At 71.3% G+C, this 24895-nt stretch carries 1 pseudogene; it reads left to right on the forward strand.

The features are described from left to right. Positions 1 to 309 precede the first annotated feature (309 nt). Positions 310 to 24789: pseudogene (locus ACFVVM_RS00565) on the forward strand (non-ribosomal peptide synthase/polyketide synthase); the annotation flags it as partial. Between the last annotated feature and the right edge of the window lie 106 nt (positions 24790 to 24895).

Genomic DNA, 24895 nt, shown 5'->3' on the forward strand with positions numbered 1-24895 from the left:
CAGGTGTCGGGGTTGACGATGGAGGTCGGGAGATAACCGAGTCATAGCTGCAAGGGATGCAACCCCTGGATCGTGGGCGCGGCGGAGACGGACGAGCCGGTGCCCGGTTGCATGACGGCGCGCCGGAACGGGATGGTCGTGTTATAGCCGATCGCACTGAATCCCGGTGCCAGTGGACGGATTTCGGGCAGGGTGCCCGAGGTTGGCCGCCCACCGCCGATCCCCATCACCCGGTCGGGCCCGGGAGTTCCGAGAGTTTTTGCGGCCGCGCGATGTCACCTGCGGTCGGTAGATGGAAGGCAGTGTGCGATGACCAACCCCACTCCGGCGCGCGCGGGAACCGAGCAGCTGGCAGCGCTGGTGGCGACGGTCGCGGCGATGGAACCGGCGCGGATCGCGGTCGAGTTCGGTGGCACGGCGGTGTCGTACGTCGATCTCGATGCCCAGCTCACGCTGATGGCCGAGCTCACCGGCGGCGCACTCGACCCCGAGACGCTCGTGCAGGTGGTGCTCGCCGAGCTGTTCCCCGGCGTGGTCGACGCGGCCGAGGGGACCTTCGGGCAGCTGCTGGACACCCTGACCGCCGACACCATGGCCGCACTGGGTATCGAGCAGTCGCCGGCGACCGCGGCGCCGACGCTGGTCGACCGGTTCACCGAGCAGCTGGCGCGCACGCCCGACCGTGTCGCGCTGCGGTTCGGTGCCGAGACGCTGACCTACGCGCAGTTCGATGCCAGGGTGCGGGTGCTGGCCGCGCGCCTGGTGGAGCTCGGGGTGGGGCCGGAATCGCTGGTCGGTGTGTCGATGCGGCGTGGCGTCGAGCTGATCGTCGCGGTGCATGCCGTCGTGCGGGCCGGTGGCGCGTACGTGCCGCTGGATCCGGATCATCCGGTGGATCGCCTGCACTATGTGCTCGAGGTGGCGCGGCCGGTCGTGGTGGTGACCCGGGCCTGCGACGCACCCGACCTCGCCGACGCGCCCGTGCTGCGTACCGACGACATCGACTGGACGGCGGCGCCCGCCGAGGTGCCGCCGCGCGCGCAGGCGGGCAACACCGCCTATGTCATCTTCACCTCCGGGTCCACCGGCAGGCCCAAGGGTGTGGCGGTGACCCACGGCGCGATCGTGGCGAACCTGGACTGGCGGCAGCGTCGCTACGGCCTGACCGAGACCGATGTGGTGCTGCAGAAGACGCCGTACACCTTCGACGTGTCGGTGTGGGAACTGTTCTGGCCGTTGCAGATCGGTGCCCAGCTGGTGGTGGCGGAGCCCGGTCGTCACGGTGACCCCGGGTACCTGGCCGGACTGATCGCCGAGCACGGCGTCACCGTCACCCACTTCGTGCCCTCGATGCTGGCCGCGTTCGTCGGCGAACTCGCCGAGCCCGGCGCCGAGGCGGAGCTGTCGACGTTGCGGATGGTGTTCGCCTCCGGTGAGGCGCTGCCCGCCGCGACCGCCGCGCGGTTGCGCAAGCTCTCCGGCACCGCGTTGCACAACCTGTACGGGCCCACCGAGGCGGCGGTCGACGTCACCGCGCACGAGGTGACCGCGGCCGACGAGGTGTCGGTGCCGATCGGCGGACCGGCCGACGACACCGGTCTGCTGGTGCTCGACGAGAACCTCGACCAGGTGCCCGCCGGTGTCGTGGGTGAGCTGTATCTGTCGGGCGTGCAGCTGGCGCGCGGGTACGTGGCGCGATCCGGTCTGACCGCGGACCGGTTCGTCGCCGATCCGTACGGCGAGCCCGGCGAGCGCATGTATCGCACCGGTGATCTCGTCCGGCAGTTGCCCGGTGGTGACGAGCTGGAATACCTGGGGCGCACCGACTTCCAGGTGAAGTTGCGCGGACTGCGGATCGAGCTCGGTGAGATCGAGGCGGTGCTGGCCGCACATCCCCGGGTCGGCAATGCCGCGGTCGTCCTGCACCGGCACGCGGCGGGGGAGGCCCTGGTCGGCTATGTGGTCAGCATGGACGGCGCACCACTGGATCCGGCCGAGCTGACCGCGCACGCGAAGACCTCGATGCCGGAGTACATGGTGCCCTCGCTGCTGGTGCAGCTGGCGGCCATGCCGATCAATGCCAGCGGCAAGCTCGACCGGAAAGCACTGCCGGAACCGGACTTCCGGGTCGCGGCAGCGGAATTCCGTGAGCCGAGGACCGCGACCGAACGCGCCGTCGCCGCGCTGTTCGCCGAACTCCTCGGGGTCGAGACCGTCGGTCTCGACGACGACTTCTTCCGCCTCGGCGGCAACTCCCTGATCGCCACCCGCGCCATCGGTCGTCTGCAGGCGAATTTCGGTGTGCGCGTGGATGTGCGGGACTTCTTCGACAGTCCCACCGTGGCGGTGCTGGCCAAGTTGGTCGAAGGTGGCGCCGTCGACGATCGCCCCGCCCTCGTCGCGGGCCCGCGTCCGGCGGTGCTCCCGCTCTCGCCTGCCCAGCAGCGCATGTGGTTCCTGAACCGGTTCGACCCGGAGACCGGTGCCTACAACATCCCGATCGCTGTCCGGCTCTCCGGGGCGCTCGACCTGCCCGCCCTGCGTGCGGCGGTCGGCGATCTGATCGCCCGGCACGAGGTGCTGCGGACGGTGTATCCCGAGGTCGAGGGGGTGGGAACCCAGCGGGTGCTCTCGCCTGCGGAGGCTGTCGAGTTGCTTGTCGCCGAGTCGGATTCGTCACCGAGGGTGACCCGCGCCGGAAAGATACCGGGCACGGTGGAAGTCGGGGGAGCGGCGGGCGTCGTGGGTGCGGCAGATGTCGTAGGTGCGGCAGGCGTCGTCGCGGCGGCTGATGCGCCAGGTGCGAACGTCGGTGACGACTCCGCGTCGTGGGGCGACGTCGCCACCACCAGTGCGAGCGATGCCCCGACATCGGGGTGTGCGATGTTGCTCGAGCCGATCAGTGTTGCGGCGCAGAATCTTCCGGACCTGCTGGCTGCTGAGATCCTGCGCGGCTTCGACGTGACCCTCGCGCCGCCGGTGCGGGCGCGCTTGTTCGCAGTCGACGGAGACCACGTGCTGGTTCTCGTGGTGCACCACATCGCCTCCGACGGGTGGTCGGCCGGGCCGCTGGTGCGTGACACCATGGCCGCCTATCACGCGCGGGCAGAAGGTGCCGCGCCTGAGTGGGCACCGCTGCCGGTGCAGTACGCCGATTACACGCTGTGGCAGCGGTCTGTGCTCGGTGCCGAGGACGACGCAGAGTCGCAGGCCGGGCGCGAGATCGCGTACTGGCGTGGTGCGTTGGCCGGACTGCCGGACGAGTCGAATCTGCCGACCGATCGACCCCGGCCCGCCACCGCGTCGATGCGGGGGCGGCGGATCGCTTTCGAGCTCGACGCCGATCTGGTGTCGTCGCTGAATTCGGTTGCCGCCGAACAGGGTGCGACCCTGTTCATGGTGCTGCACGCGACCCTGTCCGTGCTGATCGCGCGGCTGTCCGGCAATGCCGATGTGGCGATCGGCAGTCCGGTCGCGGGGCGCGGTGCCGCCGAACTCGACGATGTCATCGGCATGTTCGTCAACACCGCCGTCCTGCGGACCCAGGTGCGCGCGGAGGAGTCGTTCGACGAGCTGCTCGGCCGTGTCCGCACCGACGATCTGGCCGCGTTCGACCACACCACCCTGCCGTTCGAGCGGCTGGTCGAGGTGCTCGCGCCGCCGCGCTCGGCCGGGCGGCACCCGCTGTTCCAGGTCGCGCTGTCGCTGCAGAACCTGCCGCCGACCACCTTCGAGCTGCCCGGTCTGCGGGCCGCCGCCGTCGACCTGCCCTACGACATCGAGAAGTTCGACCTCTCGGTCACCTTGCGTGAATCCGACGCCACCGGTCTGTCCGGCGAATTCTCCTACGCCACAGATCTGTTCGACGAGGGTACGGTCGCCGCGATGGTGCGCCGGTTCACCGGTCTGCTCGCCGCGATCGCGGCCGCTCCGCAGACGGCCGTCGCCGACCTGCCGCTGCTGGTCGACGCCGAGTTCGCCGAGCTGACCAGTCGCACCGGTGGCCCGTCGTCGCCCGCACCGCTGCTGCCCGAGGTGCTGGCCCGCGCGGCCGCCGACCCCACCGCGATCGCGATTCGCGACGATGCCCGCACCGTCACCTACGGCGAACTCGATGGTGCCTCGGCCCGCCTGGCTTCCCGCCTGACCGCCCTCGGTATCGGCGCCGGTGACCTCGTCGCTGTGAGCATCCCGCGTTCGGCCGATTCGGTGATCGCGGTCTGGGCTGTTGTGAAGTCCGGCGCGGGGTTCCTGCCGGTGGATCCCACCTATCCGGCCGACCGGATCGCCCATATGCTCGCCGATTCCGGTGCGGCAGCGGGTATCACGGTTGCTTCGGTTCGCCCTGATCTGCCCGACACGGTGAACTGGCTGACAGTGGACCTCGCGGCTCCGGGACCGACCGGGGTCGAGGTCGCGTCTGCCACTGCCGAGCGCGCGGCGGAATCCGAGTCGGCCGGTGGCCAGGACGCCATCGATCGGGGCGAGACCACGTCCGAGCAAGCGAATTCGAGCCACAGCGCAGATGCCGGAGCGGGTGGATTCGCCGGAGCTCGTGGATTCGGCGGCGCAATCCGGGCGGGTTCGGGCCGGGCGCTGGATCCGCATGATCCCGCCTATGTCATCTACACCTCCGGCACCACCGGTCTGCCCAAGGGCGTGGTGATTCCGCACGGTGCGGTCGCGGCGTATCTGCCGGTGCAGGCGGGCCGGTACCTGGCCTCGGCCGATGCGCGGGTGTTGCACGTGGCTTCGCCGTCGTTCGACATCTCGGTGGCCGAGCTGCTGCTGACCGCCACCGAGGGCGCGACCATGGTGGTCGCGCCGACCGGGGTGTTCGGTGGGGCGGAGCTGGGTGAACTGTTGCGGACCGAGCGGGTGACCCACGTGATCATCACGCCCTCGGCGCTGGCGACGGTGAATCCGGACGGGCTCGACGATCTGCGCGTGGTGGTCGTGGGCGGTGAGGCGTGTCCGGCGGAACTGGTGGCGCGCTGGACGGCCGCGATTCCGGGGCTCGTGTTCCGTAATGGCTACGGCCCCACCGAGACCACGATCGTCACCAACATCAGCGAACCGCTGCGCGCGGGAACACCGATCACCCTCGGTGCGCCGGTGGAGGGGACCACCGAACTGGTGCTCGACGAGCGACTGCGACCGGTGCCCGCGGGCGTCGTCGGTGAGCTCTACATCGCCGGTGCCCAGCTGGCGCGCGGCTACCATCGCAGGCCCGCGCTGACCGCGGGCCGATTCGTCACCAATCCCTACGGTACGCCGGGGGAGCGGATGTACCGCACGGGCGACACCGTGCGCTGGGTCCGCCGCGACGGCTCGTTCGATCTGGAATACCTGGGCCGCAACGACTTCCAGGTGAAAGTACGTGGGTTCCGGATCGAGCTCGGGGAGATCGACGCGGTCCTGGCCCGGCACGCTGCGGTGGACTTCGCGGCCACGATCGGCCATCGCACCGACGCGGGCGCGACCCTGCTGGTGTCGTACGTGGTGCCCGCCGCCGGTGCGGTCATCGAAACCGCGACACTGCTCGCGCACACCGCCGCGCACCTGCCCGCGCACATGGTGCCCGCCGCGATCGTCGCCCTCGACGCGGTGCCGCTGACCCCGGTCGGCAAGCTCGACCGGGCCGCACTGCCCGCGCCGGTGTTCGAAGCCGCCGCCTATCGTGCACCGGAGACCCGGGCCGAGCAGGTCGTGGCCGACGCCTTCGCCGAGGTGCTCGGCGCGGACCGCATCGGTCGCGACGACGACTTCTTCGATCTGGGCGGCAACTCGCTGCTCGCCACCCGGGTGATGGCGCGCATCGGCACCGACCTGGACATTCGCATCCCGGTCCGCCAGCTCTTCGACACCAGCACCGTGCTGTCCCTGGCCGCGGCCGCCGACCGTCTGCGCGGTACCGGAACCGGTCCCGGCCTGGTCGCGGGCGCGCGCCCCGATCCGCTGCCGCTCTCGCCCGCCCAGCAGCGCATGTGGTTCCTCAACCGCTTCGATCCCGGCTCGGCCACCGACAACATCCCCCTGGCCGTCCGCCTCACCGGCACCCTCGACGTGCCCGCCCTGCAGGCGGCGATCATCGACGTCCTCGACCGGCACGAGGTCCTGCGCACCCGCTACCCGGAGGTCGACGGCACCGCGATCGCCGAGATCCTGCCCGCCGCCGGCATCGTCGCCGAGGTGCACCCGCACATCGTCTCCGCCGACGCCCTCCCCGACGCGGTCCGCACCTTCGCCACCACCGGCTTCGACCTCACCCTCGACGCCCCCATCCGCGTCACCCTGCTGCGCGTTGCCGATGGTGACGTGGTGCGGCCCGGTGCGCCGTCCGCCGAGTACGTTCTGGTCATCGTGCTGCATCACATTGCGGCGGACGGGTTCTCGTTCGGGCCGTTGATCCGGGACGTGCTCACCGCCTACGGGGCACGGGCCGCCGGTGTGGCGCCGCAGTGGACGCCGTTGAGTGTGCAGTACGCCGACTACGCGGTGTGGCAGCACGCGGTGCTCGGCGATGCCGCCGATCCGGAATCGACGGCGGCGAAGCAGCTTTCGTTCTGGCATGACGCGTTGGCCGGGGTGCCCGAGCAGCTCGAGCTGCCCGCGGATCGGACCCGTCCCGCGGTCGCGTCCCGGCGTGGGGTGGCGCACGGCGTCGAGATCGACGCCGACACGCACCGGGCGCTGGCGGAATTCGCTCGCGCGCACGGTGTCACGGTGTTCATGGCGATGCATGCCGTGTTCGCCGCGCTGCTCGCGCGGCTGTCCGCGACCACCGATATCGCGATCGGCACACCGGTGTCGGGGCGCGGTGAACGCGCGCTCGACGATCTCGTCGGGATGTTCGTCAACACTCTCGTGCTGCGCACCGAAGTGGTGCCCGCGACGCCGTTCACCGAACTCGTGGCACAGGTCCGCGCCACCGATCTGGCGGCATTCGGCAACGCCGACATCCCCTTCGAGCGGCTGGTCGAAATACTGGACCCGGTCCGTTCCACCGCGCGCAACCCCCTGTTCCAGGTGATGCTGTCGCTCAACGAGGACACACCCCGCGTCCTCGCCTTCCCCGGCCTCACTGTCGGCGGCGTCGACCTCCCCACCACCGTCGCCAAGTTCGACCTCGAACTCACCCTCACCGAACACCGCGACGAGACCGGTTCCCCCGCAGGCCTTTCCGGCGCCTTCGTCTACGCCACCGACCTCTTCGACGCCACCACCGTCACCGGTTTCACCACCCGCCTGCACCGCCTGCTGACCGGCGTCCTCACCGACCCGACCCGCCCTGTCGGCGATTTCGATCTCCTCGATCCCGCCGAACGCACCCAGATCCTCGAAACCTGGAACACCACCACCTCCGTCGCCAGAACCCAAGGTGTGGGCGAAGTCGCCGCGGTCGACAAGACCACCTCGGCGCTCGGCACCGGCAATGCGGCTGCCACGGACACCGCGACCGCCGACGCGCCCGCGACTGTCGGCAAGGACTCTGTCCCGGTTGGTGAGGCCACGGCCGCTGTCGTCCCCGCCGCCGCAGCCAGCGCGCCCGCCGACGCGAGCGTCGTCGCGTACGCGCGCGGCACCGCTGATGTGAGCGGCGCCGCCGATACTGACGCCGCCGTTCGTACGGGTGGCATCGGCGATGCTGGCGCTGCTGTTGGTGTGGGTGTCACCGTCGATACTGGCGCTTTTGTTGGTGCGGGTGGCATCGGCGCCGTTGGCGCTGCTGTCGGTGCGGATGGCACCGCCGATGTCGACGCTCCCGCCACGTCGGACTACTTCGTTGATGCGAACGCCGTCGCCGATGCGGACGGCGCTGTCGACCTGCACGGCAATGCTGATGTGGGCGCCGCTGCCGGTGTGGGTGGTGGCATCAACGCTGTCGTCGATGGGGGCGGCACCGCTGCTGCCGATGACGCCGGCATCTCTGGCGACGTCGCGGTTCGCGCGACGACCCTTGCCTCGTTGTTCGCCGATCAGGTGGCGGCCACGCCGTCCGCGACCGCTGTGGTCGTCGATGTCGACTTTGCGGAAGCGAGCACTTCGCCGGAGGGTGAAGTGGGCCTGCGTGATTCAGCCGATACAGATGTGATCGCCCGGCTCGAGGGGGCGGCCACTGATGTGATTGCGGCGCATCGAGCCACGGGAGAGGTTGGGGGATCGCGGGGCGGTGTGGCGCGGGATGAGGCGCGCAGCGAGTTGTCGTACGGCGAGTTCGGTGTTCGGGTTGCGCGGCTGGCGCGCCATCTGATCGGGCTGGGGGCAGGGCCGGGATCGCTGGTCGCGGTCGGGATGCGGCGGGGAGTGGATCAGCTCGTCGCGGTGCATGCGGTGTTGGCGGCGGGTGCGGCGTATGTGCCGGTCGACCCGGATCATCCGGTCGAGCGGACCGCGTATGTGCTCGATCAGACGGCACCGGTCTGTGTGCTGACCGTCGCCGGAAGCGGTGTGGCGGTGGGTGACTCGGTGGTCGAGGTCGACACGCTCGAGTTGTCGGCGCTGTCCGGTGAGCCGATCACCGACGGTGAGCGGCTGGCACCCTTGCGTCCCGAGCATCTCGCCTACGTGCTGTTCACCTCGGGTTCCACCGGACGGCCCAAGGGTGTGGCGGTGTCACACGGCGCTGTGGTGAACCACTTGCGCTGGCTGCAGCGGGAATTCGCGCTGGGTGCCGACGATATCGTCCTGCAGAAGACTCCATTCACCTTCGATGCCTCGGTGTGGGAACTGCTGTGGCCGTTGCAGACCGGTGCGCGGCTGGTGCTGGCCACGCCCGATGGGCATCGCGACCCCGCCTACCTCGCCGCCGCCACCGCGCGGCACGGGGTGAGCGTCGTCCAGTACGTGCCCTCGGTGCTCGCCGCGGTGGTGGCTGAACCAGCCGCGGTACAGGCGGATTCGCTGCGCTTGGTCTTCGCGGGTGGCGAAGCTCTGACGACCGACCTCGCCCACCGGGTCCACACGATCACCGGTGCGACCGTGGTCAACCTCTACGGCCCCACCGAGACCACCATCCAGGTCACCACCCACCGCGTGGGCCAGGAGCAGGCCGCGGCCGTGCCGATCGGTACCCCGGTGGCCGATACCAGGGTGTACGTGCTGGATTCGCGCCTGCACCCGGTCCCCGCCGGCGTGCCCGGTGAGCTGTATGTGGCCGGCGCGCAGCTGGCCGACGGCTACCACGGTCGCCCCGACCTGACCGCCGAACGCTTCGTCGCCGACCCCTTCGGCACCGGCGAACGCCTCTACCGGACCGGTGACCTCGTCACCTGGCGCACCGGACCTATCGGCCCCGCCCTGCACTACCTGGGCCGCACCGACTTCCAGGTGAAACTGCGCGGTCTGCGCATCGAGCCCGCCGAGATCGAGGCCGCCATCGCGACCGTCCCGGGGGTGGGCCGCGTGGCCGTGCTGGTGCGCTCGGACGAGGGCAGGCCCGACCAACTGGTCGCCTACGTCGTCCCCGCCCCGACCTCGACGGTGCCTGCGGACGGACCCGCTCCGGACGCGACGACCGCCGGTGCGCACCTCGCGTCGACGGTGGCTGGTGGCGCCCTCCCAGGAGCTTCGGCGTCTGCGCGCGGAGCGTCATCGAACGACTCGGCGGCAGCTGTCACCGGAACCTCGCTGGATGCCGTGCCCATGCACGGCGTTTCCTCGGACGCGGCCGCACACGGGGCCTCCCGAAACGGCCAGTCGTCAGGCGTGCGGGAGAACTCGCTGGACGCACCGCCGGTGGCCGGTCGCGGAGACTCGTCGGCCGTGGTGTCCGGTCATCCGTCACCCGCCGACCTCGACGCCGCCGTCGCGGCGGTACTGCCCTCGTACATGGTCCCCGGCGCGTACGTATTCCTCGATGAACTGCCGGTCAACAGTTCCGGCAAGCTCGATCGTCGTGCGCTGCCCGCGCCAGAGCAGGCACGTATCGATTTCCGCGAACCCGCCACCGCCACCGAGCGGATCGTCGCGGCCACGTTCGCCGGTGTGCTCGGCCTCGATCGGGTCGGCGCCGATGACGACTTCTTCGCCCTCGGCGGCAATTCGCTGGTGGCGACGCAGGTGGCGGCGCGGCTCGGGGCGGCGCTGGACGCCAGGGTGCCGGTGCGGGAACTGTTCGAGGCGAGCACGGTCGGCGGCCTCGCGGTGCGGTTGGACGCGCTGCGAGGCACCGGTAGCAGGCGTGGACCAGTGGCCGGGCAACGCCCGCGGCGCATTCCGCTCTCGCCCGCGCAGCAGCGGATGTGGTTCCTGCACCGCTTCGATCCCGGGTCGACCGCCTACCTCATTCCGGTCGCGATCCGGCTCAGCGGCGAACTCGACACCGCGGCGATGCGCGCCGCGCTCGGTGACCTCGTCGCCCGGCACGAGACCCTGCGCACCACCTATCCCGAATTCGACGGGCAGGCAACGCAACTCGTGGGCGTGCCGTTCGTGCCCGAACTGGCCGTCACCGATGTCACCCCTGCCGAGGTGCCCGCGGCCGTCGCCGCCGTTCTCGCCGGTGGCTTCGACATCACCACCGAGGTGCCCGTGCGGGCCGTCCTGCTGCGGGTCGCGCCGAACGAGCACGTGCTGGTCCTGGTCGTGCACCACATCGCCGCCGACGGCTGGTCGATGGGTCCGCTGACCCGGGACCTGGTGGCCGCCTACGCCGCGCGTACCGCGGGCGACGAACCGCGGCTGCCCGCGCTGGCCGTGCACTACGCCGACTACGCCCTGTGGCAGTCCGAGGGACTCGGCAGCGCCGACGACCCGGACGCACCGCTGGCCCGCCAGCTGACCTACTGGACCGAACGCCTCGCCGGTCTGCCGGACGTGCTGACCCTGCCCGCTGACCGGCGTCGACCGCTGGTCGCCTCCAACCGCGGCGCCACCTTCACCACCACTCTCGACGCCGACCTGCATCGTGGCATCGAGGACCTGGCCCGTGCCCGGCGCGCCACCCCGTTCATGGTGTTGCACGCCGGACTCTCGGTGCTGCTGGCCAGGCTCTCGGCCGGGGCCGACATCGTGGTCGGCACCCCGGTGGCCGGGCGCGGACATCGTGAACTCGACGAGATCGTCGGCATGTTCGTCAACACCCTCGTGCTGCGCGCCCGGGTGCGCTCCGAGGCCCGCTTCAGCGACCTGCTCGATGAGGTCCGCGCCGACGACCTCGACGCCTTCGACAACGCCGACGTGCCCTTCGAGAGCCTCGTCGACGCGGTGAATCCGGCCCGCTCGCAGGGCTATTCGCCGCTGTACCAGGTGTCGCTGGCCCTGCAGAACCAGCGCGGGACCGCCTTCGAACTCCCCGGCCTCACCCTGTCGGGGTTGGCGCTGCCGGACGCGCCGATCGAGGTGGACCTCGACTTCACCTTCGTCGACCGCTTCGGCGCGGACGGCACGGCCGGTGGCCTCGACCTCGAACTGCGCTACGCCACCGACCTTTTCGACGCCGACACCATCGCCACGATGGTCGCCATGCTCGAACGGGTGCTGCGCGCCGCGGTCACCGCCCCCGGTACGGCCGTCGGTGATCTCGCCCTGCTCGACGACTCCGGTCGCGCGGCCCTGCTCGCCGGTCCGCACGGCGATGTCGAACCGCTCGGCGCGGCACTGGCCGAACTGGGCATCGGCGCCCCGCTCGCCGCGCATTTGCTCGACGCCGCGGCCACCCGCGATCCGCAGGCCGTCGCGGCGGTGTTCGAGGGCGCCGAGATCACCTACGGTGCCCTGGCGGCGCGGGCGAACCGGTTCGCCCGCCGACTGATCGACTGCGGCGTCGGCCCGGAAACGCCGGTCGCCGTGGCGGTTCCGCGCGGCATCGAACTGCTGGTGGTGCTGCACGGTGTGCTCGCCGCCGGTGGTGTGTACGTGCCGATCGATCCGGCCCAGCCCGCCGACCGCATCGGGCACGTGCTCGAGACCGCGGCACCGCGCCTGGTCGTCGTCGCCGCTCCCGGCGACCTCGATCATGTCGACAGCGGCATCCGATCCGCCACGGCCTCGGTGCATTTCGCCGCCGCCTCGCGCTCCGGATTCCCGGTGCTGACCGTCGAGCAGCTCGAAGATCCCGCGCAGGGACCGGTCCCGGGCACCCCCGTCACCGATGCCGAACGTCTCGCGCCGCTGCACCCCGACCACCCGGCCTATGTGCTGTTCACCTCCGGATCCACCGGCACCCCCAAGGGCGTGCTGATCTCCCACCGCGCCGTGGTCAACGAATTGTGCTGGCTGCGTGGCGAATACGCGATGACCTCCGCCGACCGGCTGCTCCAGCGCGCACCGCTGACCTTCGACGTCTCGCTGTGGGAACTGCTGGCCCCCGCACTGCTCGGTGCCACCCTGGTGCTGCTGCGCCCCGGCGGCCACCTCGACCTGGCCTATCAGGCACGGGTGCTGCGGGAACAGCGCGTGACCATCGTCGAGCTCGTGCCCTCGGTGCTGGCCGCCATGCTGGCCGAGGGACTCGGTGGCGCGCTGAGCGGCCTGCGGATGCTGCACGTGGGTGGTGAGGAACTGCCCGCGCCGCTGGCGGCATCCGTGCTCGCCACCATCCCCGGCGAACTGCACAACACCTACGGACCGACCGAGGTGGCGATCACCTGCACCTTCCAGCAGATCACCGCGCCGGTCGAGCAGACCGAACTGCCGATCGGCAGGCCGAGCTGGAATGTGCGCGCCTACGTCCTCGACGAGCGGCTGCATCCGGTGCCCACCGGCGTCGCGGGTGAGCTGTACCTGGCGGGCGACCAGCTGGCCCGCGGCTATCTCGGCAGGCCCGACCTGACCGCCGACCGCTTCGTCGCCGACCCCTTCGATTCCGACGGCGCGCGTATGTACCGCACCGGTGATCTGGTGCGCCGCGATCGCACCGGCGCCCTGGTCTATCTGGGCCGCAACGACTTCCAGGTCAAGATCCGCGGTCTGCGGATCGAGCTCGGCGAGATCGAGGCGGCGCTGGGCGACGCGCCCGGCGTGACCCATGCGACCGTGCTGCCCGCCACCGACGACGCGGGCCGCCAGTGCCTGGTCGGCTATGTCGCGGGTGCCGTCGACACGGCGGTCGTGCGTGCCCACGTCGCGAGCCGGGTGCCCGCCTACATGGTGCCTTCGCATCTGATGGTGCTCGAGACCGTGCCGCTCAACTCCGCGGGCAAACTCGACCGCGCCGCGCTGCCCGCCGCCGACCTGTCCCGCACCACCGAGTACCTGGCGCCGCGCCCCGGTGCGCAGACCGCGCTCGCGGCCGTGTTCGCGGAGCTGCTCGGTGTCGCGCGGATCGGCGCCGATGACGACTTCTTCGCCGTCGGCGGCAACTCCCTGCTCGCCATGCGCCTGGTCGCCCGCGCCAACGCGGCGCTGGGCAGCGCGCTGGACGTGCGCGACGTGTTCGACGTCCCGACCGTCGCGGGTCTCGCGGCCCGTGCCGCCACCCGCGGTGACCAGCTGCCCCCGCTCACCGCGATCGACCCGCGCCCCGACCGGATCCCGCTCTCGCTCGCGCAGACCCGCCTGTGGCTGCTCAACCGCATCGACCCCGACTCGGCCGTCTACACCCTGCCGATCGCCCTGCGCCTGACCGGCGACCTCGACACCGACGCCCTGTGGGCGGCGCTGGCCGATGTCATCGACCGCCACGAGTCGCTGCGCACCGTCTTCCCCGAGGACGCCGACGGCCCCACCCAGGTCGTCCTCCCGACCGCGGAGGTCCTGCCCGCAGCCGTCGTCCGCGAGGTCGCCGAAGCCGACCTGGCCGAGGCCGTTCGCACTGTCATCGGCGCCGGTTTCGACCTGAGCACTCAGCCGCCACTACGAGCCGCACTGTTGCGGCGCACCGTGGAACGGGCACAGTCCGGGGGCGAGCCCCACCGCGCTTCGCAGGCCGTCGGCAGTGGTCGCGATGGCGGTCACGCCCGCGACGAAGTCGGAAGCCATCTCCTGGAGTCCGGTGGGCCTGCGGTCGAGCACGTGCTCGTTGTCGCGGTGCATCACATCGCCGCCGATGGTGTGTCGACCACGCCGCTGGCTCGTGATCTGGTGACCGCCTACGCCGCGCGGGCGGCGGGGAGCGCGCCCGGCTGGGAGCCGCTGCCGGTGCAGTATCCGGACTTCACGCTGTGGCAGCGTGAAGTGCTCGGTGACGCGGGTGATCCCGAGTCGCGGCTGGCGCGGCAGTTGGCGCACTGGCGGGACGAATTGGCCGGGCTCGCACCGGTGTTGGAGCTGGCGGCCGATCGGGCGCGGCCGGTCACGCGTAGCGGCGCGGGCGGTGCCGTCGGGTTCGACGTGCCGACCGAGGTGGTCGCGGAGCTCGAGGCGCTGGCCCGACGGCACGGGGTGTCGACGTTCATGGTGGTGCACGCGGCGTTCGCGGTCCTGCTGGCCCGGCTGGGTGCGGGATCCGACATCGCCGTCGGTACGCCGGTCGCAGGGCGCGCCGATGCCGCGCTCGACGATCTCGTCGGCATGTTCGTGAACACCTTGGTGTTGCGGACGAGCGTCGATGCCGGTGCCGGATTCGCCGAGCTGCTGTCCGAGGTACGGGCGGCCGATCTGCGGGCGTTCGCCCATGCCGACCTGCCCTTCGAGCGGCTGGTCGAGGAGCTGAATCCGGTGCGGTCCACGGCGTATTCGCCGATCGTGCAGGTGATGCTGGCCTTCGAGCACCGCGAGGACACCGTCATCGAACTGCCGGGGTTGCGGATCGGAGAGTTCGCGCTGCCCGCGGCGACGACGCAGTTCGACCTGTCGCTGGCGATCAACGAGATCACCGGCGCCGCGGGCGAATCGGGGATGCGGGGCTGGCTGCGCTATGCCACCGATCTGTTCGATGCCGAGACGGTGGCCGAGTTCGGTGCGCGGTTCGTGCGGGTGCTGCGCGCGGTCGTCGCCGACGACACGGTGCCGGTCGGCGAGATCGACCTGCTCGATGCCGCCGAGAACGCGCAGCTGGCGGCCTGGAACGACACCGCCGTCGCACTGGACACCGACGCCACGCTGGTTTCGCTGTTCGCCGAGCAGGCCCGTCGTACGCCGGATGCGGTCGCCCTCGAGTTCGAGGGCGAGCGGATCACCTACGGCGAGTTCGCTGTTCGCGTTGCCCGGCTGGCGCGCTGGTTGATCGCCGAGCGGGTCGGTCCCGGCGCGATCGTCGGTGTCGGGCTGCGGCGCGGTGTCGACTTGCTGGTCGCCCTCTACGCGGTGCAGGCCGCGGGCGCGGCGTACCTGCCGCTCGACCCCGATCATCCGGCCGACCGGATCGCCGACGTACTCGCCACCGCAGCACCGGTCTGTGTGCTGGCCGCCGCCGGATTCCCCGAGATCGTCACTCGTACAGTAGATCCGGCCGCGCTCGACCTGGCCGGGTTCGCCACCGGTCCGGTCACCGATGCCGAGCGGATCCGGCCGCTGCGTGGCGCCGACCTGGCCTATGTGCTGTTCACCTCGGGGTCGACCGGTAAGCCGAAGGGCGTCGCGGTGTCCCACACCGCGATCGTCAACCGCCTGGTGTGGATGCAGGACACCTATCGGCTCGACGCCACCGGCACGGTGCTGCAGAAGACGCCGATCACCTTCGACGTGTCGGTGTGGGAACTGTTCTGGCCCTTGCAGATCGGCGCCACCCTGGTGATCGCCCGGCCCGACGGGCACCGCGATCCCGCCTACCTCGCCGAGGTCATCACGCGCACCGGGGTCGATGTCGCACACTTCGTGCCGTCGATGCTGGCCGCGTTCCTGGCCGAGCCCCGCGCCGCCGACTGCGCGTCGCTGCGGCAGGTGTTCGCCTCCGGTGAGGCGCTGCCCGCCGCCGACGCCCAGCGCCTGCGCGCCCTGCTGCCCGGTGTCGCCGTGCACAACCTGTACGGACCCACCGAGGCCGCCGTCGACGTCAGCTTCCACGAGGTCACCGACGCCGACACCGTCACGGTGCCGATCGGCGCCCCCGTCGCGAACACGGCCCTGCACGTGCTCGATGCCCGCCTGCGCCCTGTCCCGGTCGGCACACCGGGCGAGCTCTACCTGGCGGGTGTGCAGCTGGCCCGCGGCTACCTGGCCCGCCCCGACCTCACCGCCGACCGCTTCGTCGCCAACCCCCATGGTGCCCCCGGCGAACGCATGTACCGCACCGGCGATCTCGTCGTCCGCACCCGCACCGGTGAGCTGGACTACCTGGGCCGCACCGACTTCCAGGTGAAACTGCGCGGCCTGCGCATCGAACTCGGCGAGATCGAAGCGGTCCTCACCGCACTCGACACCATCGACCGCGCCGTCGTCACCGTCCGCGACGACGGCACCGGCGACTACCTCACGGCCTACCTCCTCCCGTCCGCCTCCGCGCCGAACGCACAGCCCATCTCCGATGCCGGCTCCGAGACCGTCCACCCGCTCGATATGGATGCGGTGAAAGCTGCTTTGCAGCAGGCGCTTCCGGCATACATGGTGCCGAGTGCGTTCGTTGTGCTCGACGAGTTCCCGGTGAATGCGTCCGGCAAGCTCGATCGGCGGGCACTGCCCGCACCGCAGCTCCTCGCTCGGGAGTTCCGGGCCGCGGTCACGGCGTCGGAGCAGGTGGTGGCGGGGATCGTGGCCGAGGTGCTCGGGATCGAGCGGGTCGGTCTCGATGACGACTTCTTCGATCTCGGTGGCAACTCGTTGATCGCCACCAGGGTGGCCGCGCGGCTCGGTGCGGCGCTGGAGCGGCAAGTGCCCGTGGCGCGGATCTTCGAGACGCCCGTGGTGGCCGACCTGGCCGCGGTGCTCGACGCGAGTGGTGGTGCCGCGCGGGTGGCGCTGGTCGCCGGGCCCCGGCCCGCGGCGATTCCGCTCTCGCCCGCGCAGCAGCGGATGTGGTTCCTCAACCGCTTCGATCCGGATTCGGCGGGGTACAACGTGCCGATCGCGGTGCGGCTGAGCGGGGCGCTCGATCTCGACGCGCTCGGTGCCGCTGTCGGCGACCTGGTCGAACGGCACGAAGTACTGCGCACTTACTACCCGGAGACCTCGGACGGACCGGTTCAGCGGATCCTGGCGGCCACAGAAGCCGGTGTGGCACTGCGCGTTCAGGAGATTGCTGCCGAGGGCGTGGTCGACGCGGTCACCGCGCTGGCCGCCACCACCTTCGACGTCACCGCGGGTGTGCCGTGGCAGGTCGTGCTGTACCGGATCAGCGCCGAGGAGTCCGTCCTCGCGCTGGTCGTGCACCACATCAGCGCGGATGGTTCGTCGGTGCCGCCGCTGGTACGCGACCTGATGACCGCCTACCTGGCCCGCCGCGACGGTGCCGCACCGCAGTGGTCGCCGCTGCCGGTGCAGTACTCCGACTACGCCCTGTGGCAGCGCGCGGTGTTGGGCGACGAGACCGACCCGGACTCGGTCGCGGCCCGCCAGCTCGACTTCTGGCGCGGCGAACTCGCCGACCTGCCCGACGAACTGGCCTTGCCGCTGGACCGCCCGCGCCCGTCGGTGCGCACCCTCGCCGGTGGCACCGTGCCGGTGACCATCGACGCCACCACCCACGCCCGGCTCACCGAGCTGGCCAGGGAGTCCGGCGCGACGCTGTTCATGGTGGTGCACACCGCCTTCGCCGCGCTGCTCGGCCGCCTGTCGGGCAGCGCCGACATCACCGTCGGCACCCCGGTCGCCGGACGCGGTGAGGCCGCGCTCGAAGACCTGATCGGCATGTTCGTCAACACACTGGTGTTCCGTACCCGGCTGCGGGCGGGGGAGTCGTTCCAGCAGTTGCTGAGCCGCCAGCGTGCCACCGACCTCGCGGTCTACGCCCATGCCGACGTGCCGTTCGAACGGCTCGTCGAGGTGCTCGACCCGACCCGCTCCACCGCCCGGCACCCGCTGTTCCAGGTCGGGTTCTCCTTCCAGAACTTCGAACGCGCCGAACTGGCGCTGCCCGGGATCACCGTGTCGGGCCTGGACACCGACGACGAGCTCTCGCAGTTCGACCTGCATCTCATCGTCAGTGACGACTACGCCGCCGACGGTGCCGCCGCGGGTGTCACGGGTGTGCTCACCTACGCCCACGACGTCTTCGACACCGAGACCGCCACGGCGATCGCGGCCCGCCTGGAACGGCTGCTCACCGAGGTAGCCGCGGCTCCGCACGGCACGCTGGACGCCGTCGACGTGCTCGAGCCCGTCGAACGGTCGCGCATCCTCGACCAGTGGAACGCCACCACCCACGAGATCGACCGCACCGCGACACTGCTCACGCCCTACCGCACCCAGGTGCGGGCGCAGCCGACCGCCACCGCGCTCGTCTTCGACGGCACCACGCTGACCTACGCCGACTTCGACGCGCGGGTGAACCGCCTCGCCCGCCACCTCATCGCCGAGGGCGTCGGCCCGGATGTCCTGGTCGCCTTGGCCATCCGCCGCTCGATCGACCTCGTCGTCGCCATGTACGCGGTCCTCACGGCGGGCGGTGCCTACGTCCCGATCGACCCCGACCACCCCGCCGACCGCATCGCCCAGGTCCTCGACACCGCTCGCCCGCGTCTCATCCTCACCACGCACCGCGATCGCTTCGACGCACTGGACGACATGATCCCTTCCGCCGCCCGGATACCGGACCTCGATACTTCGGCGGGCATCGCGCAGGCACAGGTCGAGGAGACCGGTTCGAGCGAGAGGTCGACGCGAGCCGGTGGGAGTGCCGCGCACGTGTGGAGCGCTGAGGTCGCTTCGGGTGTCGTGCCGACCTCGAGAGACAGCTCGGACCCAGGCATCACGCTGCCCGAATCGGCCGACCGGGTCATCGGGGCGGCGCGGGAGCGGGACATCGCCGACTGTGCCGCACCGACACCGGGCGTCGGTGACCGACCGGGGCGAGGGGTGGCGAGTCCGCCCACGGCTCCGCTTGTGGTCCTCGACGACATCGATGTCGAGCGCTACCCGGCTCACCCGCTCGTCGACTCCGAACTCCTCGCACCACTGCGGGATTCGAACCTCGCCTACGTGCTGTTCACCTCCGGGTCCACCGGTAGGCCCAAGGGCGTGGCGATGAGTCACGCCGGGATCCGCAACCAGGTCGCGTGGATGATCGAGCAGTACCGGCTCGGCGGATCCGATGTGTACCTGCAGAAGTCGGCGGCCACCTTCGACCTGTCGGTGTGGGGCTTCTTCGTTCCGCTGGCCGCGGGGTCGACGCTGGTGCTGGCCACGCCCGATGGGCACCGGGATCCGCTGTATCTGGCCGAACTCGTTGCCAGGCAGCGGATCACCGTCGTCGACTTCGTGCCGTCGATGCTGGCGATGTTCGCCGCGCACGCCGAGGCCGAACAGCTGGCGAGTCTGCGGCTGGTCTTCGCGATCGGTGAGGCGCTCACCCCGGACACCGTGGCGGCGCTGGGGGCGAAATCGGCTGCGGCCGTGCACAACCTGTACGGGCCCACCGAGGCCGCCGTCTCGGTCACCGCATGGCCCGCCGAGAACGCCACCGGTCCCACGGTGCCGATCGGTGTGCCCGAATGGAACACCCGGGTCTATGTGCTCGACGAACGCCTGCGGCCGGTCGCACCCGGCGTCGCCGGGGAGCTGTATCTGGCAGGTGATCAGCTGGCCCGCGGCTACCTGGGTCGCGCGGACCTCACGGCGGACCGGTTCGTCGCCGACCCGTTCGTCGCGTCCGCCGGCACTGTGCGGTCCGATGCCGATGCCGATGCCGATGCCGATGCCGATGCCGATGCCGATGCCGATGCCGATGCCGATGCCGATGCCGGGCCGATGGGTGCGCGCATGTACCGCACCGGTGACCTGGTCCGCTGGACCCGCGACGGTGTGCTGGTGTACCTGGATCGCATCGACTTCCAGGTGAAGTTCCGTGGCCAGCGGATCGAACTCGGGGAGATCGAGACGGCGCTGCGGGCAGTGTCGAGCGTGAGCCAGGCCGCGGCGGTGGTGTCGGCGAGTCCGACCGGTGACCGCCTGGTCGGCTACGCCGTGCCCGTGCCGGGCGCCGATCTCGATCCGGCCGCGTTGCGTTCGGCGGTCGCCCAGGCGCTGCCGTCCTACATGGTGCCGTCGGTGATCGTCGTCCTCGACGCCTTCCCGCTCAACACCTCCGGCAAGCTCGACCGCACGGCGCTGCCCACCCCGGAATTCGTAGCCAGGCCATTCCGTGCCCCGGTCACCCCGGCCCAGCGCGCGGTGGCCGAGGTGTTCGGCGAGGTGCTCGGGCGCGAGCACGTCGGTCTCGACGACGACTTCTTCGACCTCGGCGGCAACTCGCTCATCGCCACCCGCGTCGCCGCCCGGCTCGGCGCGGCGCTGTCGACCCGGGTCCCGGTGCGTGCCCTGTTCGAAGCGACCACCGTCGCCGAACTGGCCACCGTGCTCGCCGCCCACGCGGGCAGTGGGGCGGGCACCGCGCTCGCGGCCGGTCCACGGCCGCAACGGATTCCGCTGTCCGCAGCGCAGCAGCGCATGTGGCTGCTCAACCGCCTCGACCCGGACTCCGCCGCCTACAACATCCCGATCGCGGTCCGCCTCACCGGTGCTGTCGATGCCACGGCGCTGGCCGCCGCGGTCACCGATGTGCTCGACCGGCACGAGGTGCTGCGCACCGCCTACCCGGCGATCGACGGCATCGGCCACCAGGCGGTCTGGGAATTCGTGCCGACCCCGGTCGTGGAGACCGTCGACCCGATCGCGGTGCCCGCCATGGTCGCCGCCGAGATCGGCCGCGGCTTCGACGTCACTGTCGCCCCGCCGGTGCGGGTACGGGTGCTGCGATGCGCGCCCGACGAGGTGGTGCTGGTCGTGGTGATCCACCACATCAGCGCCGACGGCTTCTCCGCCGGACCGCTGCTGCGCGACACCACCGCCGCCTACCTCGCGCGCCGCGCGGGCACCGAACCCGGCTGGGCGCCGCTGGCGGTCCAGTACGCCGACTACACGCTGTGGCAGCGCGAGGTACTCGGCAGCGAGGACGACCCCGCGTCCGTCGCCGCCCGGCAGCTGCGATTCTGGCGGACCGAACTCGCCGGTCTGCCCGGCCTGCTCGAACTGCCCACCGACCGAGCGCGCCCGGCGGTTGCCTCGCAGCGTGGCGCGAGTGTGGAAACCACGGTGCCGCAGGAGATCTGGCAGCGGGTCGGACAGCTGGCCAGGCGTGCCGATGCCAGTGAGTTCATGGTCGCGCACGCCGCGCTGGCCGCCCTGCTGGCCCGGCTGAGCGGCACCGGCGACATCGCGATCGGCACGCCGGTCGCGGGCCGAGGTGACGCGGCGCTCGACGATCTGGTCGGCATGTTCGTCAACACGCTCGTGCTGCGCACCGCCGTCGATCCCGCCGCGTCGTTCGCCGCGCTGCTGCGGGAAGCCAAGCGCGCCGATCTGGACGCCTTCGAGAACTCCGACGTGCCCTTCGAACGGCTCGTCGACGTCCTCGATCCGGCCCGCTCCACCGCGCACAGCCCGCTGTTCCAGGTGATGCTGGCCTTCCAGAACCTCGACGCGGGCCCCGGTGAGGTCGTCCTGCCCGACCTCACCGTGACCGGCCTCGACACCGACGCCGCCACCGCCAAATTCGACCTGGACGTGGTGCTCACCGACAGCGCCGACGGCGGTCGGGTCGTGAGCCTCACCTACGCCACCGACCTGTTCGACGCCGCCACCGCGGGCCGCATCGCCGAGGGCTATGTGCGGGTGCTCGACGCGGTGACCGCGCATCCGGATACGGCGGTCGGTGATGTCGACCTGCTGACCGCTGTCGATCGACAGATCTTCGAAACCTGGTGCGACACCGCGTATCCGGCGTCCACCGAGGTGCTGCCGGTCGCGTTCGACCGGCAGGTCGCCGCAACACCGAACGCGATCGCGCTGGTCGACGGCGAAACCACCCTCACCTACGCCGACTTCGCGGCCAGGGTGAACCGGCTGGCCCGCCACCTCATCGACCAGGGTGTCGGCCCCGACACCGCGGTCGCGGTGGCCGCCCGCCGGTCACCGGAGCTGCTCGTCGGCCTGTACGCCGTCCTCGCCGCGGGCGGCACCTACGTGCCGATCGACCCTGACCACCCAGCCGACCGCATCGCCCGCATCCTGCGGATCGCCCAACCAGCCTGCGTGCTCACCAGCCGTCGCGACGCCGCCGAGCTGCTGAGTGCTGGACACCTCGCACAGACGCCCGACGTCGCCACCGCGTCGGTGTCCGGCAGTAGCCAGGGCGCGGTTGTCGTGCCCATGGTGTCATTGCCCGCGCGCCCGCAGACCGAGGAGCGGCACGGCAGCCGCGCGGGGGTGAGTGCCGACGGCGCAGCCACGAGGACCGGTGGCACGTTCGACCGGGCGCGCGGCGCCGAGCCCACGGCCGGATGGGAATCCAGGCATGCTGGTGCCGGAGTCGGTGTGGGTCAGCCTGATCGGGTTGCGGGTCGCCTCCACGGTGTCGACGTGGTCGTGCTCGACGCGCTCGACCTCGCGGCGTACTCCGCTGAGCCGGTGACCGATGTCGAGCGGGTGCAGCCGTTGCGGCCCGAACACACCGCGTACGTGATCTTCACGTCCGGGTCGACCGGGCTGCCCAAGGGCGTGGGTGTGCCGCACCGGGCGATCGTCAACCAACTCGATTGGTTGGCAGCGCGTTTCGAGTTCGGCGCGGGTGACGTCATCCTGCACAAGACCCCGGTCACCTTCGACGCCTCGATCTGGGAACTGCTGCTGCCGCAGCGGGTCGGCGCCCGCACCGTCATCGCCCGCCCGGGCGGACACGGCGACCCGGCCTACCTCGCGGCGCTGATCGCCGAGCACGATGTCGACACCGTGCAGTTCGCGCCGACGATGCTCGCCGCCTACCTCACGGAGCTGTCCGACGGTCGATCCGCCGACCTCGATGGTCCGGCGGCATCGGTGGCCCCATCGATGCCCGGATACGGCATGGCGCAGTCGCTGCGCCGGGTCTTCGCCGGTGGTGAGCAGTTGCCCGCCGCACTGGCCCAGCGGGCGTACGCGCTCACCGGCGCGCAGGTGGTGAACCTGTATGGACCCACCGAGACCACCGTCCAGGTCAGCACCCACGTGGTGACCCCCGACGACACCGAATCGGTGCCGATCGGCGTTCCTGTGGCCAACACCGGGCTGTACGTCCTGGACGCGCGGTTGCGGCCGGTGCCGGTCGGGGTGACCGGCGAACTGTATGTCGGTGGAACGCAACTCGCGCACGGCTACCTCGGGGCTGCCGAACTCACCGCCGAACGGTTCGTGCCCGACCCCTTCGCCGCACCCGGCGCCCGGATGTACCGCACCGGTGACCTCGTGCGGCTGCGTGGCGACGAAACCGGCGCTGCCGCACTGGAATACCTCGGCCGGTCCGACCTGCAGGTCAAACTCAACGGTCAGCGCATCGAACTCGGTGAGGTCGAAGCCGCCCTGCTCCGCCAGCCGGGAGTCACCCAGGCCGCGGCCACCGTGGTCTCCGACGCGGGTGTCGACCGACTGGTCGGCTACGTCGTCCGCGCGGCCACCTCGACCGGCCGCGCGGCCATGGCGGTACTTGATCCGGCCGCGCCGACAGGTGGCTCGACGGCGGCGGGCAGCCATGCGCTTGCGGCGGTGGGTGGCCCAGTCACGAGGAACGGTGCTCCCGCCGCGCCGACCGATCATGCGAACGCGGTGACCGGTGGGCAGGTCGCGGTGACCGGTGAGTCCGTCCAGGCCGGTGACATGGTCTCGGCGGTGGGTGATTCGGCGACGCTGCGGGCGGCGCTCGCCGCGGAACTGCCGGGCTTCTTGGTTCCGGCCGTCGTGGTCGCGCTCGACTCGTTCCCGGTCAACACCTCCGGCAAGCTCGACCGTGGCGCGTTGCCGCGGCCGGAACTGCGCCGGAGTGTGTACCGGGAGCCGGTGACCGAGACCGAACGACTCGTCGCCCACGAGTTCGCCAGGGTGCTCGGCCTGGACCGGATCGGTATGGACGACAACTTCTTCGAACTCGGCGGCAACTCGCTCACCGCGGTGCAGCTGTCCTCGCGACTGGGTGCGGCGTTGGGTGTCGCGGTGCCGGTGGCGTGGTTCTTCGCGGATCCGACACCCGCGGTGGTCGTGGAACGTCTTGGTGGGCAGGCGGATTCGTCCGATGACGCCTTCGCGGTGCTGCTGCCGTTGCGGGCGAGTGGCACCGGGGCGCCGCTGTTCTGCATCCATCCGGTGGGTGGGGTGTCCTGGTCGTTCGCGGGACTCACCCGCCACCTGGACCCACAGCGTCCCGTCTACGGTCTGCAGTCGCCCGCACTCACCGCCGACGAGCCGTTGCCCGCCACGATCGAGGAGTGGGCGACACGCTACGTCGCCGCGATTCGCGAAGTCCAGCCCGAGGGCCCCTACCACCTGCTCGGCTGGTCGCTCGGTGGGCTGCTCGCCCACGCCGTCGCGATCCGTTTGCATGCCGAAGGGCAGCGGGTGGCGGGGCTGGCCATGATGGACAGCTGGCTCGGCGACGGACCGGAGCGGACACCGCTGCCCACCGTCGGCGACCTGCTCGGCGGCCTGGCCGCCGACGAGCTCGACGTGGCCTTCGACGCCGACGGTCTCACCGCCGCGGCCGCGGAGCTGGGCGGGCCGCTGGCCGCGCTCGACCGCGACCGCGTCGCCCGGATCATCGACGCCGCCACCGCCTCGATGCGGATGGTCGACGACTACCGGCCGCGCCGATTCGACGGCGACCTCGTCTACTTCGCCGCCCTCGCCGACGACCCCACCGGCTCGCGGGGCGCCGCGAGCTGGACCACCGCGATCGGCGGAACCGTGCACCGGCACGGCATCGACGCCACCCACTGGGCCATGGCGGGCGAGGCGGCACTGGCCGAGATCGCGGCCGTCCTCGACGGGCGACGACCCGGCGCGCACGCGAGCGAGGAACCCGGGCAGGCGGCGAGGGCCGATGCACGAGCGGGGG

Source organism: Nocardia sp. NPDC058176, from assembly GCF_042883805.1.
GTDB lineage: Bacteria > Actinomycetota > Actinomycetes > Mycobacteriales > Mycobacteriaceae > Nocardia.